At 63.2% G+C, this 18,246-nt stretch carries 11 protein-coding genes, 2 tRNA genes, 1 rRNA gene and 1 riboswitch (1 of these 15 running past the window's edge); of the genes, 5 read left to right on the forward strand and 9 right to left on the reverse strand.

The window, feature by feature from the left end:
• The 3 genes from NLM15_RS40450 to NLM15_RS40460 form a co-directional block, all read right to left on the reverse strand.
• A tRNA-Ala gene (locus NLM15_RS40450) sits at window positions 1–12 on the reverse strand (it extends 64 nt beyond the left edge of the window).
• A gap of 33 nt (window positions 13–45) precedes the next feature.
• Window positions 46–122 (reverse strand) — tRNA-Ile (locus NLM15_RS40455).
• Between the two features lie 192 nt (window positions 123–314).
• Window positions 315–1,803: ribosomal RNA gene (locus NLM15_RS40460) — 16S ribosomal RNA — on the reverse strand.
• A gap of 1,137 nt (window positions 1,804–2,940) precedes the next feature.
• On the opposite strand from NLM15_RS40460, the gene NLM15_RS40465 reads away from it, so the two are divergent.
• Both NLM15_RS40465 and NLM15_RS40470 read left to right on the forward strand, forming a co-directional pair.
• The gene (locus tag NLM15_RS40465; RefSeq protein ID WP_254123523.1) at window positions 2,941–5,004 is read left to right on the forward strand and encodes a M23 family metallopeptidase; all 2,064 of its coding nucleotides are present in this window, start codon (window positions 2,941–2,943) and stop codon (window positions 5,002–5,004) included.
• Window positions 5,005–5,159: 155 nt separating this feature from the next.
• Complete coding sequence (locus NLM15_RS40470; protein ID WP_254123524.1) at window positions 5,160–6,779, forward strand: hypothetical protein; 1,620 nt, start codon at window positions 5,160–5,162, stop codon at window positions 6,777–6,779.
• Between the two features lie 113 nt (window positions 6,780–6,892).
• Here NLM15_RS40470 and clpB read toward each other — a convergent pair whose 3' ends face one another.
• Entirely contained in the window at window positions 6,893–9,532 is a 2,640-nt protein-coding gene (gene clpB, locus NLM15_RS40475) for an ATP-dependent chaperone ClpB (RefSeq protein ID WP_254123525.1), read from the reverse strand.
• Between the two features lie 240 nt (window positions 9,533–9,772).
• On the opposite strand from clpB, the gene NLM15_RS40480 reads away from it, so the two are divergent.
• Window positions 9,773–10,561, forward strand: a complete 789-nt coding sequence (locus NLM15_RS40480; protein WP_254123526.1) for an MOSC domain-containing protein — start codon at window positions 9,773–9,775, stop codon at window positions 10,559–10,561.
• 123 nt (window positions 10,562–10,684) lie between these two features.
• Here the strand turns inward: NLM15_RS40480 and NLM15_RS40485 are convergent, their stop codons facing one another.
• Window positions 10,685–11,353 (reverse strand): TIGR02594 family protein, encoded by a 669-nt coding sequence (locus NLM15_RS40485; protein ID WP_254123527.1) that lies wholly within the window; start codon window positions 11,351–11,353, stop codon window positions 10,685–10,687.
• Window positions 11,354–11,569: 216 nt separating this feature from the next.
• On the opposite strand from NLM15_RS40485, the gene NLM15_RS40490 reads away from it, so the two are divergent.
• Window positions 11,570–12,433: an alpha/beta fold hydrolase gene (locus tag NLM15_RS40490; protein WP_254123528.1), complete on the forward strand. Its 864-nt coding sequence runs from the start codon at window positions 11,570–11,572 to the stop codon at window positions 12,431–12,433.
• 33 nt (window positions 12,434–12,466) lie between these two features.
• Here NLM15_RS40490 and NLM15_RS40495 read toward each other — a convergent pair whose 3' ends face one another.
• From NLM15_RS40495 to NLM15_RS40510, 4 genes are all read right to left on the reverse strand, one after another.
• Entirely contained in the window at window positions 12,467–13,174 is a 708-nt protein-coding gene (locus tag NLM15_RS40495; RefSeq protein WP_254123529.1) for a hypothetical protein, read from the reverse strand.
• A gap of 140 nt (window positions 13,175–13,314) precedes the next feature.
• Entirely contained in the window at window positions 13,315–14,952 is a 1,638-nt protein-coding gene (locus NLM15_RS40500; protein ID WP_254123530.1) for a hypothetical protein, read from the reverse strand.
• Between the two features lie 163 nt (window positions 14,953–15,115).
• A complete protein-coding gene (metW, locus tag NLM15_RS40505; RefSeq protein WP_254123531.1) occupies window positions 15,116–15,778 on the reverse strand; it encodes a methionine biosynthesis protein MetW in 663 nt (220 codons plus the stop codon).
• A 15-nt stretch (window positions 15,779–15,793) separates the two neighbouring features.
• Complete coding sequence (locus tag NLM15_RS40510) at window positions 15,794–16,996, reverse strand: homoserine O-acetyltransferase (RefSeq protein WP_254124679.1); 1,203 nt, start codon at window positions 16,994–16,996, stop codon at window positions 15,794–15,796.
• A 92-nt stretch (window positions 16,997–17,088) separates the two neighbouring features.
• Window positions 17,089–17,168: riboswitch (SAM riboswitch) on the reverse strand.
• 206 nt (window positions 17,169–17,374) lie between these two features.
• On the opposite strand from NLM15_RS40510, the gene NLM15_RS40515 reads away from it, so the two are divergent.
• Window positions 17,375–18,223, forward strand: a complete 849-nt coding sequence (locus NLM15_RS40515; RefSeq protein WP_254123532.1) for a chorismate mutase — start codon at window positions 17,375–17,377, stop codon at window positions 18,221–18,223.
• The last annotated feature ends 23 nt before the right edge of the window (window positions 18,224–18,246 follow it).

Below are 18,246 nucleotides of genomic sequence, written 5' to 3' on the forward strand. Positions count from 1 at the left end.
AGCTATGGCCCCGTAACCAGAAGACGAATGCTCACTCGATGAAAGTGGTGGGCCTGGGAAGACTTGAACTTCCGACCTCACGCTTATCAAGCGCGCGCTCTAACCAACTGAGCTACAAGCCCCTAACGCATATCCTGTTAAGGACCAGGGATTCTGCAAGCTTGCAGCCCCAGCGCGTGTTCGTCCGCGAAGAAAGAGAAACGAAGACGGCGAAATCCCGCCAATGCAGCTCAACAATCCTGACGACTGTTGGCCACTGATGTTTCTAAAACGATCCGATAGTGAGCCGAAGCTCGCTGAAGGATCATCCTTAGAAAGGAGGTGATCCAGCCGCAGGTTCCCCTACGGCTACCTTGTTACGACTTCACCCCAGTCGCTGACCCTACCGTGGCCGGCTGCCTCCCTTGCGGGTTAGCGCACCGTCTTCAGGTAAAACCAACTCCCATGGTGTGACGGGCGGTGTGTACAAGGCCCGGGAACGTATTCACCGTGGCGTGCTGATCCACGATTACTAGCGATTCCAACTTCATGGGCTCGAGTTGCAGAGCCCAATCCGAACTGAGACGGCTTTTTGAGATTTGCGAAGGGTCACCCCTTAGCATCCCATTGTCACCGCCATTGTAGCACGTGTGTAGCCCAGCCCGTAAGGGCCATGAGGACTTGACGTCATCCCCACCTTCCTCGCGGCTTATCACCGGCAGTCTCCTTAGAGTGCTCAACTAAATGGTAGCAACTAAGGACGGGGGTTGCGCTCGTTGCGGGACTTAACCCAACATCTCACGACACGAGCTGACGACAGCCATGCAGCACCTGTGTTCCAGGCTCCGAAGAGAAGGTCACATCTCTGCGACCGGTCCTGGACATGTCAAGGGCTGGTAAGGTTCTGCGCGTTGCGTCGAATTAAACCACATGCTCCACCGCTTGTGCGGGCCCCCGTCAATTCCTTTGAGTTTTAATCTTGCGACCGTACTCCCCAGGCGGAATGCTTAAAGCGTTAGCTGCGCCACTAGTGAGTAAACCCACTAACGGCTGGCATTCATCGTTTACGGCGTGGACTACCAGGGTATCTAATCCTGTTTGCTCCCCACGCTTTCGTGCCTCAGCGTCAGTATCGGGCCAGTGAGCCGCCTTCGCCACTGGTGTTCTTGCGAATATCTACGAATTTCACCTCTACACTCGCAGTTCCACTCACCTCTCCCGAACTCAAGATCTTCAGTATCAAAGGCAGTTCTGGAGTTGAGCTCCAGGATTTCACCCCTGACTTAAAGACCCGCCTACGCACCCTTTACGCCCAGTGATTCCGAGCAACGCTAGCCCCCTTCGTATTACCGCGGCTGCTGGCACGAAGTTAGCCGGGGCTTATTCTTGCGGTACCGTCATTATCTTCCCGCACAAAAGAGCTTTACAACCCTAGGGCCTTCATCACTCACGCGGCATGGCTGGATCAGGGTTGCCCCCATTGTCCAATATTCCCCACTGCTGCCTCCCGTAGGAGTTTGGGCCGTGTCTCAGTCCCAATGTGGCTGATCATCCTCTCAGACCAGCTACTGATCGTCGCCTTGGTGAGCCATTACCTCACCAACTAGCTAATCAGACGCGGGCCGATCTTTCGGCGATAAATCTTTCCCCGTAAGGGCTTATCCGGTATTAGCACAAGTTTCCCTGTGTTGTTCCGAACCAAAAGGTACGTTCCCACGCGTTACTCACCCGTCTGCCGCTGACGTATTGCTACGCCCGCTCGACTTGCATGTGTTAAGCCTGCCGCCAGCGTTCGCTCTGAGCCAGGATCAAACTCTCAAGTTGGACTTGAACTTTGAACCGGCTGATCACAACGTTTGACGAGGTCCCACCATTTTTCCGACGACCGAAGCCGCCGAGCTGCCCGCGATTCACATCGCTGGCAACGATGGTGTTTCCTTTAAAACGTGTACCGCCGAAGTCTTTCGTCCGGTCTCGATCAGAAAAGCCGAAGCTTTTCAGAAGCGAGACCCGCAAGGACTCCGCCGTCCACGTTTCTCTTTCTTCATCTTCACTTGTCAAACAGCCCGGGACCGGAGAGGCCCCAACCTTCCTGAGAGGAAGGGTTCCGACACCCTTACCGACGATGGATGAACTCCAATCGACTTACGTCGACTGTTGTGTCACTCAACAAGGTGAGGAGCATCAGTGGCGCGTTCGCTCGCCTTGGTCAGTGACCCGGCGGCGCCGCGCTCAGTGGTCGGGTTATAGGCCCCCGCACTCGGGATTGTCAACGCCCATTGTCAACAAATCGTCGCACGGTGGATTTCCAAAAAAACTCCAGCGATTCCAGACGATTAGAAAGGCCTGGGACGCACTAACCGGGCCGGCACGGTAAAAAATCTCAAAAAAAGTTTGCCCGCCAGCGGGCTCCGGAGCGGCTTTTGGCGCCCCCTCCAGGCGCCCTCCCCCTGCGCCCTTCCAGACCGCACCCATGTGCCCTGGCAGGCGGAGCCCCATCCAAACTGGACTTAGCCCTCGTCTACGGCAGACGAACCCCATCCCAAGCCAGACCGAGCTCATTCCACGCCAGAGCTGGTCCTCCGGCCCTGTGGCCAGACGGGCTCCCGGCTCCGGGCCGTTCAGGAAACTTTTTCCAGATTAGGCGCCGTACTAGAGCCACAATCCCGCGGCGTTCTGGTACAGACAAGCTTGAATCGCGGGATGCCAGTGGGGGCTGCCGGCGATTTTCATGGGGTCAGAGGAAGGCGATCTTGCAGATGACGCGGCCTTCTTCCGACATTCGAGAGACATCGAGAGACCTTTACCCGTCCAGTTGTTCGTAATTTCGGCCGGCCCCATTGAGGGCTTTCTGAGCGCGGGCGCCTGTGCGGCTTGCCTTTTCCGGCGATCCCCCCTCAAGAGGGCGGCCAGGAAGGGTTCGGAAGTGGGCATCTTGGGTCGTTGATTGGGGGACTTCGGTTGAACCACAGGACGTCACGCGGCGCTTACGGGCGTGAGACCGGGATCATCGATCTCGGCCACGAGCCGCCGCTTTCCGTCGATGGTTCCGAGGCCGCCGTCATCGATCGCCGCCGCGTGTCGGTGCAGTGGTTCAGCGGGACAATTCTGACCGGACTCTGCGGCGCAGCCCTGATCGGCGGCGCCGTTTTCGCGTCGCTCGACGGCGAGATGACCTTCGCCAAGGTGCCTGAGCGCGTCGAAGGCGCGTTGCGCGGCGCATTCGGCGCGGCCGACCGCGCCGCCACGCTGCACAAGAGCGACCGCCTGCCGCCGCCGAGCGAATCCACGGCATCGCGCAACATCATGCGCGTCTCCACTGTCGCCCGCGTCGGCAACCGCGACGTGATGCGGGTGCGCCCGTTCGTCCGGATCGCCGGCAATCTGTCGATGACGACGAGCGACCTGTCGGCGAAAATCCCGCCGTTCAACGCCCAACGCATGCTGACCGACGTCGGCTCCGATCCCAAGACCGCATCCGACGATCCCAACAATCCCGAGGCCGTCGAGCCCGACGCGGAAGTCTCCTTCGTCACCAAGGACCTGTCGCCGGTGCTGCCGAAGGCCAAGATTTCCGCGGTGGTGGCGCTCGACGACATCCTGATGCGGGTGCGCGATGCCGCCAACTGGCGCGGCAATGGCGGTGTCCGCTACGCCTCGCTCGCCAATGCAACCGCCGACGTTTCCGGCGCGACCGGCCCGTCCGACATCAGAACCGCCTACGCCAGCGAAGTGTCGTCGTCCGATCCCTATGCCGGCTTCGAGACGCGCGTGGTGCCGGAAAACGTCACGCTGCTGCCGAAGACCAAGGAGCAGATCACCGGCGGCAATCCGAACGGCGAACGCGTCCACATGGTCAAGAAGGGCGACAGCGTCGGCTCCGTGCTGCGCGATCTCGGCGCGACGGCCGAGGAAATCAAGGCGATCGCCGCAACGCTCGGCCCGCGCGGCCGCGACGGCGGCCTGAAGGAAGGCGAGAAGCTCCGCATCCTGATGGCGCCCGCAAGCCCCGGCGCCCGTTTGCAACCTTACCGCGTCGTCGTCGCCAACGAGACCATGGTCGAGGCGATCGCGGCGTTGTCCGATCTTGGCAAATACGTCGCGGTCGACGTCTCCAGCATGAACACCGTCGCGGACGCTGCGGCCAACGCCAGCAGCGACGACGATGACGACGATGACGGCACTGGCGTGCGGCTCTACCAGAGCATCTACGAGACCGCGATGCGCAACAAAGTGCCGATGCCCGTCATCGACGACATGATCAAGATCTACTCCTACGACGTCGATTTCCAGCGCAAGGTGGCGCCGGGCGATTCCTTCGACGTGTTCTATGCCGGCGAAGACGAGGGCGTGACATCGAGCGAGAAGAACGACGTTCTGTTCGCCTCGCTCACGGTCGGCGGCGAGACCAAGAAATATTATCGCTACCAGAGCCCCGACGACGGCGTCGTCGACTACTATGACGAGACCGGCAAGAGCGCGAAGAAGTTCCTGGTCAGGAAGCCCGTCAACAACGCGATCATGCGCTCGGGCTTCGGCGGCCGCCGCCATCCGATCCTGGGCTATGTGAAGATGCACACCGGCGTCGACTGGGCCACCACCTACGGCACGCCGATCTTCGCCTCCGGCAACGGCGTGATCGAGAAGGTCGGCCCCGAGGGCGGCTACGGCAAATATATCCGCATCAAGCACAACAACGGCTATGAGACCGCCTACGGCCACATGTCGGCTTTCGCCAAGGGCATGGAGCCGGGCAGGAAGGTGCGGCAGGGCCAGGTGATCGGCTTCGTCGGCTCGACCGGCGCATCGACCGGCCCGCATGTGCACTACGAAATCCTGGTCAACGGCCGCTTCGTCGACCCGCTGCGCGTAAAATTGCCGCGCGGCCGTTCGCTGGAAGGCCCGATGCTGGCCGGCTTCGAGAAGGAGCGCGACCGGCTCGACGCCATGATGAGCGGCCGCAACGGCGCCATCGCCCGCATGTCGGACGCAACCGGCGGCCCGTTGCAGGTCACCAACCGCTGATCCGGTCACCGTCGGAAATCGACCGGACTTTCTTGCAAACATGATCCGATGCGGCGTCGTCAAACGACGACGTTTCACTGCGTCTCAACTTCAAGTTTCGTTTGCCAAAGCGGCATGAGGGGCGAATACTTTCCAAAAAAACGGGAGGTCTCGCCATGAAGAACAGGCTCGCCTGCGCAGCCTTCGTCGCTGCAATTTTCTCGACCACGAGCGTATTGGCCGAGACCTGGGAGGTCACCCGGCTCGTCCCGGGCTCGGCGTTCCACGGCGTGCACGGGCTCGGCATCGACAAGGCCGGCCATCTGTTTGCCGGCAGCGTCGCGGGCGCGGCGCTCTACGAGGTCGATATTGCAGGCGGCACGGCCAAGATCGCGATTCCCGCTCCGATCGGAATGGCCGACGACATCGCGTTCGCCCCCGACGGCACCATGGCCTGGACCGGCTTCCTGACCGGCGACCTCTATTCGCGCAAGGGCGACGGCCCGATCAAGAAGCTGGCGACCGGCCTTCCCGGCATCAACTCGCTCGCCTTCCGCAAGGATGGCAGGCTCTACGCCACGACCGTCTTCCTCGGCGACGCGCTCTACGAGATCGACGTCGAAGGCGTCAAACCGCCGCGTCAGATCATGGAGAAGATGGGCGGCCTCAACGGCTTCGAATTCGGTCCCGACGACAAGCTCTACGGTCCGCTCTGGTTCAAGGGACAGGTCGCAAAAGTCGACGTCGACAAGGCCGAGCTGACCGTCGTCGCCGACGGCTTCAAGGTCCCGGCCGCAGTGAACTTCGATTCCAGGGGCAATCTCTGGGTGGTCGACACCGCGCTTGGCCAGCTCGTCCGGGTCGATCCCAAGTCGGGCACCAAAGCCATGGTCGCGCAACTGAAGCCGTCGCTGGACAATCTCGTGATCGACGACAAGGACCGCATCTACGTCTCCAACATGGCCGACAACGGCATCCAGGAGGTCGATCCCGCGACCGGCCAGGCCCGGCAGATCATCATCGGCAAGCTCGCCCTGCCCGGCGGCATCGGCGTCACCTCCGACAACGGCAAGGATACGATCCACGTCGCCGACGTGTTTGCCTATCGCACGGTGGACGGTGCGACCGGCGAGGTCACCGAGAAGGCGCGCATGCACGCCGACGGCACCACGCTCGAATATCCGATGAGCGCGACGGCGAAAGGCAACGACGTGATCCTGTCGAGCTGGTTCACCGGCACGGTGCAGGTGATCGACGGCAAGACCGGCGCCACCCGCGACATGCTGCACGGCTTCAAGGCACCGCATGACGCCATCGTACTCGCGGACCGCAGCATCCTGGTGGCCGAGCTCGGCACCAAATCGCTGGTCCGCGTCGGCGGCGAGCATGGCAAGGACCGCACCACGCTGATCGGCGGGCTCGAAGGTCCGGTCGGACTCGTCGGCGGAGCGAGCGGCGAGGTCTACGTCACTGAGGCCTTCACGGGTGTCGTATCCAAGATCGGGACAAACGGCGAAAAGACCGTGCTCGCCAAGGAGTTGAAAATGCCCGAAGGCATCGCGCACGGGAGCGACGGCAAGCTGATCGTGGCGGAAGTTGGCGCCAAGCGGCTGATCGAGATCGAGCCGGAGAGCGGCAAGGTCACCGAGATCGCTGCCAATCTTCCGATCGGCCTGACGGGCGCACCCGGCGGCCTGCCCAGCAACATCCCGACCGGCGTCGCGATCGGCGCGAGCGGCGTGATTTATTTCAGCTCGGATATCGAGAACGCGATCTACAAGGTGGTGAGGAAGTAGCGGCCGCCAACAGATCCGGCCGCCCGACCTGACACGACAATTCGCCCCGGAGAGACAATCTCTCCGGGGCGGCTTGTTGTTTCAGGCGGCCATGGCGTTCAGTGACGTGACGATCAGTTCAGCTTGCGCTTCGACACCGGCGCCTCGAACTGGGCGATTTCCGCGGTCTGCGCCGCCTTGCCGTTGAAGGTCAGGACGTTGCCTTCGGACGAGATCGCAACGTTGTCGCCATCCCTGACGTCGCCGCCCAAAATCATCTCGGCAAGCGGGTCCTGGAGGTAGCGCTGGATCACGCGCTTCAGCGGCCGTGCGCCGTAGGCGGGATCCCAGCCCTTGGTAGCGAGCCAGTCGCGCCCCGCGGCATCGAGCGTCAGCACGATCTTGCGATCGGTCAGAAGCTTCTGGAGCCGGGCGAACTGGATCTCGACGATCCGGCCCATCTCGCTCCGCTGCAAGCGGTGGAACAGGATGATCTCGTCGACACGGTTGAGGAATTCGGGGCGGAAATGCCCGCGCACCATTCCCATCACCTGCTCACGCACGGCCGAGGTGTCTTCGCCCTCCGGTTGATTGACCAGAAACTCCGAACCGAGGTTCGAGGTCATGATGATCAGCGTGTTGCGGAAATCGACGGTACGACCCTGGCCATCGGTCAGGCGGCCGTCGTCGAGCACCTGCAACAGGACGTTGAAAACGTCCGGATGCGCTTTCTCGATCTCGTCGAACAGCACGACCTGGTAAGGCCGGCGCCGCACCGCTTCGGTGAGCGCGCCACCCTCGTCATAACCGACATAGCCGGGAGGCGCGCCGATCAGCCGCGAGACCGAGTGCTTCTCCATGTACTCGGACATGTCGAGGCGGACCATCGCGGTCTCGTCGTTGAACAGATACTCCGCGAGCGCCTTGGTCAGCTCGGTCTTGCCGACGCCGGTGGGGCCTAAGAACATGAACGAGCCGGTCGGCCGGTTCGGGTCCTGCAGGCCTGCGCGCGAACGGCGCACGGCGGTCGCGACCGCACGCACGGCCTCGGCCTGGCCGACGACGCGGGTGCCGAGCTGCTCCTCCATCTTCAGGAGCTTCTCCTTCTCGCCTTCCAGCATCTTGTCGACGGGCACGCCGGTCCAGCGCGAAACCACCTGCGCGATGTGGTTGGCGGTAACAGCCTCCTCCATCATCTCGCCGGAGTTTTCACGGGCCTCGATATCCGCGAGGTGTTTCTCCAGCTGCGGAATCCGGCCATAGGCCAGCTCGCCAGCTTTCTGGAATTCGCCGCGCCGCTGGGCGTCGGCGAGATCGACGCGCAGGGCGTCGAGCTCGGACTTGAGCTTCTGGGCGTCGGAAAGCTTGTTCTTCTCCGCGCTCCAGCGTGAGGTCAGCGCAGCCGACTTCTCCTCGAGCTCGGCGAGTTCCTTCTGGAGCGTCTCGAGACGGGACTTGGAGCCGAGGTCGCTTTCCTTCTTGAGCGCTTCCTGCTCGATCTTGAGCCGGATGATCTCGCGGTCGAGCGAATCCAGCTCTTCCGGCTTGGAATCGACCTGCATCTTCAGCCGCGCGGCCGCCTCGTCCATGAGGTCGATCGCCTTGTCCGGCAGGAAGCGGTCGGTGATGTAGCGGTTGGACAGCGTCGTCGCCGCCACCAGCGCGGAATCGGTGATCCGCACGCCGTGATGCTGCTCGTACTTATCCTTCAGCCCGCGCAAAATAGAGATCGTATCCTCGACGGAGGGCTCGCTGACGAAGATCGGCTGGAAGCGCCGCGCCAGCGCCGCATCCTTCTCGACGTGCTTGCGGTACTCGTCGAGCGTGGTCGCGCCGATGCAGTGCAGCTCGCCGCGCGCGAGCGCGGGCTTGAGCAAATTGGATGCGTCCATCGCGCCGTCGCCCTTGCCGGCGCCGATCAGCGTATGCATCTCGTCGATGAACAGGATGAAGGTGCCTTCGCTCGCGGTGACTTCCTGGAGCACGGCCTTCAGCCGCTCCTCGAACTCGCCGCGGTATTTCGCACCGGCGATCAGCGCGCCCAGATCGAGCGACAGCAGCTTCTTGTCCTTGAGGCTCTCGGGCACATCGCCATTGACGATGCGCAGCGCGAGCCCTTCCGCGATGGCGGTCTTGCCGACGCCGGGCTCACCGATCAGGACAGGATTGTTCTTGGTCCGGCGCGACAGCACCTGAATGGTGCGGCGGATCTCCTCGTCGCGGCCGATGACCGGATCGAGCTTGCCGTCGCGCGCCGCCTGGGTCAGGTCGCGGGCATATTTCTTCAGCGCGTCATAGGCGTTCTCGGCGGTCGCCGAGTCCGCCGTGCGGCCCTTGCGCAGCGCCTCGATGGCGGCGTTGAGATTTTGCGGAGTGACGCCGCCCTTGGCCAGGATCGTGCCGGCTTCGCTGGTCTTCTCCAGCGTGAGCCCGAGCAGCAGCCGCTCGACGGTGACAAAGCTGTCGCCGGCCTTCTCGCCGGCCTTCTCGGCCGCGTCGAAAGTGCGGGCGAGCTCGGGTGCCAGATAGATCTGGCCGGCGCCGCCGCCGGAGACCTTCGGCACCTTGTTGAGGGCGTCCTCGGTCGCCTTCAGGATTGCGCGGGAATTACCGCCGGCGCGGTCGATCAGGCCGGAAGCCAGCCCCTCATTGTCGTCCAGCAGAACCTTCAGGACGTGCAGGGTCGAAAACTGCTGGTGCCCCTCGCGCACCGCAAGCGACTGCGCGGACTGGACGAAGCCCCTGGAGCGTTCGGTATATTTTTCGATGTTCATGTCTTTTCTTTCCCTCGGCCTGCCCCTGGAGCCCTCTAAGGCACTCCAACGGCATCTTCATTGGGTTTCCGCTTGATGCGTTGACGTTCCTCAACCAACAGCGGTCGTTATCAGCCGGCGCTGGCGCCGGCCTGACCCAGATGTGGGAAGCGTGCCCTCGGATCGGAAGAGGCGTGTTCACAATTTCGTGCGCTGATCCGCCTGCTTGGCGAAGCCCGGTCGAATGCCCTAAGTAGCGGCATGACAGCCAGCCAGACCGCCGAGATCACCGGCCTCTACCGCTATCCGATCAAGGGCCTGACGCCGGAGGCCCTGCCCCGCGTCCCCTTGCGGATCGGCCTGACCCTGCCCGCCGACCGCCGCTACGCCATCGAGAATGGCCCGAGCGGGTTCGATCCCGAGGCACCGGCCTGGAAGCCGAAAATCCAGTTTCTGATGCTGGCGCGCAATGAGCGGCTGGCGACCCTCGACAGCCGGTTCGAGGACGCGAGCAATCGCCTGACCATCCGCAAGGACGGCCAGACCGTCGCCAGCGGCGATCTCGAGACCGCCGCCGGGCGCGCCGCCATCGAGGACTATTTCAGCGAGAACTTTCAGCCGGAGCTGAAGGGCCCGCCAAAAGTCCTGTCGGGCCGCGACCACAGCTTTTCCGACGTCGCCCGCAAGGTGGTGTCGATCATCAATCTCGACAGCGTCCGCGCCATCGAAGCCATGCTCGGCGGCACTGCGGTCAATCCGCTGCGCTTCCGCGCCAATCTCTATGTGAAGGGCTGGCCGGCCTGGTCAGAGCTCGACCTCGTGGGACAGACGCTCGCGATCGGCCAGGCCCGGCTCAAGGTGGTCAAGCGCATCGTCCGCTGCCCGGCCACCAATGTCGACCCTGACACCGGCGCACGCGACCTCGAGATCCCGCCGACGCTCTCGCGCCATCTCGGCCACATGGACTGCGGCATCTATGCCGAGGTGATCGCCGACGGCGAGATCGGCGTGGGCGATGTCGTGGCAGTGGAAGAGCCGAGATTGGTGTGACGGTGCGGTCGCTGCCGTAGGGTGGGCAAAGCGACGCGTGCCCACCACTCCTACTCGTGAACATTGACACACCGCTGGTGGGCACGGCGCTTGCGCGCCTTTGCCCACCCTACGGCTCCGTCGTCAGTTCGGCATCACATACGCATAGATCCGGCCGCGCGAGACCGGCGCCTCGCGAACACGATTGCCGTTGTTGCCGGAGATCATGATCGGATTGCCCTGCGCGTCGACGCCGGTGATGATGCCGACATGGCCGCCGCGGCGGCCGCGCGACATGACTGCGATGGCGCCGACCTGCGGACCGGAGACGCGCGTACCGTAGCGCGCGAACGAGCTCGCCATGTCCGAGCCGGTGCCCTGATGTCCGGTATGCTGGAGCACCATGTTCATGAAGCGCGCGCACCACAGGCTGCCGCGCCCGGTCGGATTGCCTCCGATATAGCGGCGCGCCTCGGACACGAGACCAGATCCGCCACCGAGGCCACCGCTTGCAGCCATACCGTTATTGGCCATGCCGCCGACGTTGGCGTTCGGATTGTAGCTGGCCTGGGTGTCGGCAAAGCCATTCGTCTGCAACTGCGCCGCGCTGCGCTCGAAGCGCGAGCTGCGGGCATGATGCCGATAATGACGGTAATGATGATGTCTAGCGTGGTGCACGTAACCGTGCCGCTCTGCGCTATGACGATGATGCGGCCGCGCCGAGGCCGGAGAAACGAACGCGGCGACCGCCGCGAAGAACAGCGCCAGCGCGACAACACAACGCGACAGGCGAGACGCAAACAACTCGAACATACTTCATCCTTCGTTGACACCCCCACTTCCCAATCAGCCCGTGCACTGGCCGACATCCTTCAGGCCGTTAAGCCGCCACATGTGGCGAGAAAAAGACAGCCGTGACCGCGAATGGCTGCGATGATTTTGTGCTGTGCCGGTTTGATGCTGCCGCATTGCGGACAACAGCATTAACTGCAATCCTTCAAATGCGGCTTGAAGAGAGGGAAACAGTTAATGCCCCACGCCACGACCAGGGACGACGTCCGCATTTATTTCGAGGAAGCGGGCCAGGGAACGCCGATTATTTTTCTGCACGAGTTCGCGGCGGACTACACCAATTGGGAGCCGCAGATGCGCTATTTTTCGCGCGGCCACCGCTGCATCACCTACTCCGCGCGCGGCTACACGCCGTCGGACGTGCCCGATGGCGAGGTCTACACCTACACGCATTTCTACACTGACGCGCTCGCGGTGCTCGATCATCTCAAGATCGATCGCGCGCATCTCGTCGGACTCTCGATGGGCGCGTACTCGTCGCTCCAGATCGGACTGAACGCACCGCAGCGCGCGCTGTCGATGACGCTGGCCGGCGTGGGCTCCGGATCGGAGATCGAGAATCTCGACAGCTGGCGCAAGCAGTGCCGCACCAATGCCGAGCAATTCGAAACGCTGGGCTCGGCTGAAGTCGCAAAAGTCACGCGCGAGGCACCGAGCCGCATTCCCTTCCTGGTGAAGGACCCGCGCGGCCATGCCGATTTCTACGCCGCACTGGCGCGGCATGACGCCAGGGGCTCAGCGAACACGATGCGCGGCTTCCAGGGCGGCCGCCCTTCGATCTTTGCCATGACGGATGCGATCGAGAAGGTGATGACGCCCGCGCTGATCATTTGCGGTGACGAGGACGATCCGTGCGTCGGGGCGAGCCTGTTCCTGAAGAAGCACCTGCCCGCGGCGGGCCTGACGATGTTTCCGAAGTCCGGCCACGTGCTCAATCTCGAAGAGCCCGCGCTGTTCAACGAGAGCGTGGAGCGGTTCGTGACGCTGGTTGAAGCCGGGCGCTGGCCGGTGCGCGATCCGAGATCGCTGGCGGCGCACTGACTGTCAGCGGCGACGCTCCTGCCACGTCACCTCTCAGACCTCTTGAGCAGCCGGCAGCGGAGGCAACGCAGGGTTTTCGGCGGACGCCAAACGCCTGACGCTGGCTTCGATCGAGACCAGCAAGAACAGGAACATGATGAAGATAAAATAGGAGAAGGCACCCGCGGCGACATACAAGGCGACGGGCGCCATCAATCGCAGGGCCAGCCTCTGGTTTTGCTCTTCCTGGAATTCCTGAGAGACGAGTTGCAGCTCGCCTTGCAGCTTGTTGAAGAACCACACCACGAAATAGGGCGCGCGGGTGGGAGGCGTGGCAGCCGTGAAGCGATCCATCGCGGACGAGTATTGCTTGTCCTTGTTCGCCGTCGCCAGCGCCGGCGCGCGCGCGCTCAGCCGCCTAGCATAATCGAACAGCAGGGAGCGCCACAACACCTCGATGTTGCCCTCGTCAAGCGCGTTCCTGTCGTCCAGCGCGGCATAGCCGCGGAAGCGCGCGCCGTTGTTGTGCAGCCAATCCGAGAACTGCGAGGCGTTTTCGAAGCTGGCTCCCAGCGCACCATCGAGAAACCTGTTGAACTGCTGCAGTATCTCGGGGTCCAGTCGCTTGCCTTTTTCGTACGCCACATTGTCGGAGCCGCCGGTTTCCTTGACGATCGGCGCATCCGCCGGAAAAACCTCCCTGATCAGCCTGACCGGATCTGTCGCCTGGCGAAACCGGTCGATCTGCCCGGCGATCCGCACGCTCGGGTTCGGAGCGAACTGCGCGTACAATGCGAAGGCCAGCGCCAGGATCGTGATGAGGAAGGACACCATCGCGGTCGCGATGACCGTCCCTCTCAGGAGGCGAACAAAGAACGTCTCGACATTGCTCAGCATGACACTCACTTCTTGTTCAGGATGATTCCCGACCCACTGAGCCTGGATTGGCGATCCTTGTAATCCTCGTAGCTCTCGATGGTCTCAAATCCGTTCGCCTTTGCCGTTGCGAGACGATCGAGCCGGCCCGTATCGTAGAGGCCGTTGAGCGAACTCAAGGCACGCTTCAAAGCGGCGAGATCTCCCTCGGCTTGCGCCGTTCCCACGGCATCGACGGCGGTCTTCAGCTCCTGCACCAGCGGCGCATCGAAGCCGACGCCTTGCAGCTTCGCGTTCACGATCGCCACTTTCCGGCCCGCCACGTCGGAGACCCGGGTGAACTCGGCGGCTTCATCGAAGATCGCCGAAGCCGTATCGCAATCCGACGTGAGGCTCTTCAGCGAGGCCGAATCCGTGGCGTCGCTGACGGTGGCAAGCCGGGACGCGATCTCGTCCAGTCTCGTCTGGAAGTTTTTGTTCGGAAGATCTCCGCGATGATAGGTAACCCTGCTCAGCGTATCCTTGATCCGCTGCCGCGCGCGCTCATCGGGATCGAGACGTGCGATTGCCGGCGGCGATGAGACCTGCGGAGGTGACGGCGCCGCCGAGACCGGCGGGGGCGGCGAAGGTGCAGGTGCCGGCGCCGGCGCCGGTGCGGCCGGCTCGGGGATCGAAGGCGCGCGGATATTCGCCTGAACCTGCGGCTGGACGGCGTCCGGTCCCGAGAACGTGGACGCATCCACCGCAAGGAATCGCAACGTGCCTCGCCCACCCTGATCCCAGTTGGCGGCCCAGACGAAACCCGGTCCTCCGGCCAGACGGTAGATGGGCAAGCCGAGTTGCGCGGATCGACGGAAGTTGCCGAGAAAATCCACCATCAGCCCGGCCCTGACGTCCCGGCCCTGCGCGAGCTGAGCGACGTTGTTTGCGTCGAGCGGCAGCAACGTGACCGCGCCCCAGCTGGCCATGAGCCCCTGCAAGCCGTCCATTTGCGCCATTGTCGTGACTTTGGGCTGGGCTCCGTACTTCTTCGCAAGGCGTGCGATATCTTCATTCGCCTCGTTGCCGCTGAACCAGGCGGGCTCCAAAAACCGGTTCACGTAGGAGACCGTGCCCTCGGGCGAATGCAGGATCGAATAGGACGATACGAACGGCCCCCGTCTCGAGCTTTCCGGCACCTTGCGTGTGCACCAGGTCAAGCCGCTGAACTGCTCGCTGGGGTTACACTGATACTGCCGATAGACGGAGCTTTCGAAGCTGACCTTCGCACCGAGGCTGAGGCCATCGACCGAATAGATCGAGATCACACTCGGGCTCGAGCCAAGACCTGGCAGATTCTGACTTGGCAGATTTTGGCCTGGCGAATTCTGCACGACGCCGCTTCGGCAGAAGCGCCGCACCTCGGCAAGCCGGCCGTCGTTCGGACTGAAGCCCTGCTGGGCCACCTGTCCGATGGACGTGCCACGCTGGCGGAGATTGTCGTCGATGCAGGAGATCTCGGCCGGCGGAAGCTTGCGCCACTCGGCCTGGATGGCCTGGTTGATGGCAGACTGAACCAGGCCGCCGAAGATGTTGACGATGTCGCTTCCGCTCTGGGCGAATACTGTTTCGCACGTCAAGCCGACACTGAACAGCACAGCGAGTGCCGGCAGCGTTCTACCCATAGTCTCAGCCCTTAGCCGTTTCCCCAGCAACATTATGACTTAAGGAAACGAGGACATGCAACCGAGAGGCTCAACTTTGGCGGGCTGCCGAATTGAGAACTTTAGTCTAGTTGCCCGCACGAGGTAGCGGCGGGCCGCTTCTCGGCGTGAGGGTCTGCGAGCCTTACTTCCGCCCGCCCCGGCTCAGCAGAAACACCCCCTGCTCGCCGAACATATTCCACACCCACCACGGCAATCGCAGCCGCAGCGGACGGCCGTAGAGATCCAGCGCCTCGGCGCGCTCCATCTTGACACCGATCGCGTCGCAGAGCTCGACGAAGTCCTTGATGGTGCAGAAATGGATGTTGGCGGTGTCGTACCAGGTCGCGGGCAGGTTCTCGGTGCGCGGCATGTGGCCGCCGATCAGGAGCTGGAGCCGCATCTTCCAGAAGCCGAAATTCGGGAACGACACGATGGCGCGGCGGCCGATGCGCAGCAGATTCTCCAGCACGACCCGCGGCTGTCGCGTCGCCTGCAGCGTCTGCGACAGGATCACGTAATCAAAGGCGTCGTCGGGATAATTGACGAGATCGGTGTCGGCATCGCCCTGCACCACCGCGAGGCCCTTGGCGACGCATCGGTTGACGCCCTCGCGCGACAGCTCGATGCCGCGACCGTCGATGCCGCGGGTCTCCAGAAGCTGGAGCAGGTCGCCCTCGCCGCAGCCGACGTCGAGCACTTTCGAACCGGGCTTCACCATCTCGGCGACCAGCAGATGGTCCGCGCGAAACTGGCCGGATTGCTCCGTCGCAACGCCGCCCAGCGGCAACACTTCCTGTGCAGACATCGCTAGCCGTCCCTGTCAGTCATTCTTGCCGGTGAGCCCGCGCGCTTTCCCTGCCGATTGCAGGAAGGCGCGGGCGATATCGAAGAATTCGGGCACGTCGAGCAGGAAGGCGTCATGGCCGCGATCGGTCTCGATCTCGGCGAACGACACCCGCGCGCTCGACGCATTCAGCGCATGCACCAGCGCGCGCGATTCCGAGGTCGGAAACAGCCAGTCGCTGGTGAAGGAGACCACGCAGAAGCGCGTCTCGATGCCCGCGAACGCTTTCGCCAGCACGCCGCCATGGTCGCCGGCGATGTCGAAATAATCCATCGCGCGGGTCAGATAGAGATAGGCGTTGGCGTCGAACCGCTCGACGAAGGACGAGCCCTGGTAGCGCAGATAGGACTCGACCTGGAAATCAGCGTCGAACGAGAAGGTCGGCAGCTCGCGGTCCTGCATGCGGCGGCCGAACTTACGATGCAGCGCGGCGTCCGACAGATAGGTGATGTGCGCGGCCATGCGTGCGACCGCAAGTCCGCGATGCGGATGGATGCCCTGGTCCGTGTAGCGGCCGTTGTGCCAGTCGGGATCGGCCATCACCGCCTGGCGGCCGAGCTCGTGGAAGGCGATGTTCTGCGCCGAGTGCCGCGTCGAACAGGCGATTGCGAGTGCGGAGTACACGCGCTTGGGATAGGCCGCGGTCCATTGCAGCACCTGCATGCCGCCCATCGAGCCGCCGACCACCGCAAACAGCGTGTCGATGCCGAGACGGTCGATCAGCATCGCCTGCGCGCGCACCATGTCGGGGATGGTGATCACAGGGAAATCCAGGCCCCACACCTTGCCGGTCGCGGGATTGATCGAGGCCGGCCCGGTCGAGCCCATGCAGCCGCCGATCACGTTGGCGCAAATGATGAAGTATTGTTGAGGATCAAGAGGTCGGCCGGGACCGACCAGCGTCTCCCACCAGCCGGACTTGCCGGTGACGGGATGCACGTTGGCGACATGCTGATCGCCCGTCAACGCATGGCAGATCAGGACCGCGTTGGAGCGATCGGCGTTGAGCTCGCCATAGGTCTGGAACGCAATCTGGAACGGGGAGAGATCGACGCCGCAATCGAGCCGCAGCGGCTGGTCGGCGCCGAACTGCGCAACCTGCGAGCTTGGATGATCCACCTCATGCGACCGGTCGTCGGCGCTGATCGCGGGGCTCGGTACGGACTTGACGCCACCCATCTCTGACATCGACCTCGTTTGCGACCGGCTGTTAAGCCGCCGCTGACATCAGGCCATGAAAAACCCGGCCTGAACGATAGGTTCGGCCGGGATCGAAAGGGTCCCCGGCCTGTTTAGCGAGTTTTTTAACGTGGCTGCAAGCCGGCCGGCTCAAATGACCACGGAACAGGCAAAAACTACTGTCTTGGACGGTTTTCGTCAAGTCACGGCCCGGATCAGCCAATTTCATCCCGGTCTCATCAGCCAAACAGGCCGTCATTTCTCTTTGCTTTCGCCGCCCTGACTGCCTAATCAGGACATCGATCGTAGCGGGCCCCGACCTTACCAACCGACTTGGCCGACCCGCATTAAAACGCCTCTCAACAGCCCCTGTCAGATATGTCCCAACGTCCGCCCGCGCCACCATCGCTCCAGGAATTGCGCAAGGAGATCGACGCGATCGACGAGGGCATGCATCGCCTGCTGATGCAGCGCGGCGACATCATCGACCGCCTGATCCAGGTGAAGCAGACCCAGGAGGTCGGCTCGGCGTTCCGCCCGGCGCGCGAGGCCGCCATGATGCGTGACCTCGTGCAGCGCCATCGCGGCATCCTGCCGCTCGACACGGTCGAGAGCATCTGGCGCGTCATCATCTCCACGTTCACCTATGTCCAGGCGCCGTTCTCCGTGCATGCCGACATCTCGGTGAACGAGCCCGCGATGCGCGATTCGGCGCGCTTCCATTTCGGCTTCACCGTGCCTTACGTCGCGCATTTCAGCGCGCAGGCCGCGGTCGAGGCGGTGGCGAAATCCAAGGGCGACCTTGCGCTGGTCTCGGCAACCTCGAGCCGCACGCCGTGGTGGCTGGAGCTGGAAGCCAACGGTGCGCCGAAGATCATTGCGCGGATGCCCTTCGTCGAGCGCGCCGACCATCCGGCCGCACTGCCGGTGTTCGCGATCTCGCGCGTCGCCGACAGCGCCCTGGTGACCGAGGTCGAGACCTTCAGCGTGCGCGTGTCCGGGTGGAACGCCGAGGTCGCGCGGACGCTCTCGCCGCTCGCCGAGATCGTAGCGGTGCCCGATACCGCCTTTGACGGCGCGGCACTGCTGGTCTCGGTCACGAGCGCGACCAGCATCGAGAAAATCAAGGCTGCCCTGATCGAAGCGGGGGCCTCGGTGCGCTCCACGGCCCTCGTCGGCAGCCACGCAACGCGCTATACGGTGCCCCCGACCGGGCCGAAATCGTAAGTCACGAGCAGCCCAGCCTATCC

The organism is Bradyrhizobium sp. CCGB20, from assembly GCF_024199855.1.
GTDB lineage: Bacteria > Pseudomonadota > Alphaproteobacteria > Rhizobiales > Xanthobacteraceae > Bradyrhizobium.

What these genes read in the sequence shown, in the direction of transcription:
- NLM15_RS40470 (WP_254123524.1), top strand. Translation starts at nt 5,160, where the DNA reads ATGAAGAACAGGCTCGCCTGCGCAGCCTTCGTCGCTGCAATTTTCTCG.
- clpB (WP_254123525.1), bottom strand. Translation starts at nt 9,532, where the DNA reads ATGAACATCGAAAAATATACCGAACGCTCCAGGGGCTTCGTCCAGTCC.
- NLM15_RS40480 (WP_254123526.1), top strand. Translation starts at nt 9,773, where the DNA reads ATGACAGCCAGCCAGACCGCCGAGATCACCGGCCTCTACCGCTATCCG.
- NLM15_RS40485 (WP_254123527.1), bottom strand. Translation starts at nt 11,353, where the DNA reads ATGTTCGAGTTGTTTGCGTCTCGCCTGTCGCGTTGTGTTGTCGCGCTG.
- NLM15_RS40490 (WP_254123528.1), top strand. Translation starts at nt 11,570, where the DNA reads ATGCCCCACGCCACGACCAGGGACGACGTCCGCATTTATTTCGAGGAA.
- NLM15_RS40500 (WP_254123530.1), bottom strand. Translation starts at nt 14,952, where the DNA reads ATGGGTAGAACGCTGCCGGCACTCGCTGTGCTGTTCAGTGTCGGCTTG.
- metW (WP_254123531.1), bottom strand. Translation starts at nt 15,778, where the DNA reads ATGTCTGCACAGGAAGTGTTGCCGCTGGGCGGCGTTGCGACGGAGCAA.
- NLM15_RS40510 (WP_254124679.1), bottom strand. Translation starts at nt 16,996, where the DNA reads ATGGGTGGCGTCAAGTCCGTACCGAGCCCCGCGATCAGCGCCGACGAC.
- NLM15_RS40515 (WP_254123532.1), top strand. Translation starts at nt 17,375, where the DNA reads ATGTCCCAACGTCCGCCCGCGCCACCATCGCTCCAGGAATTGCGCAAG.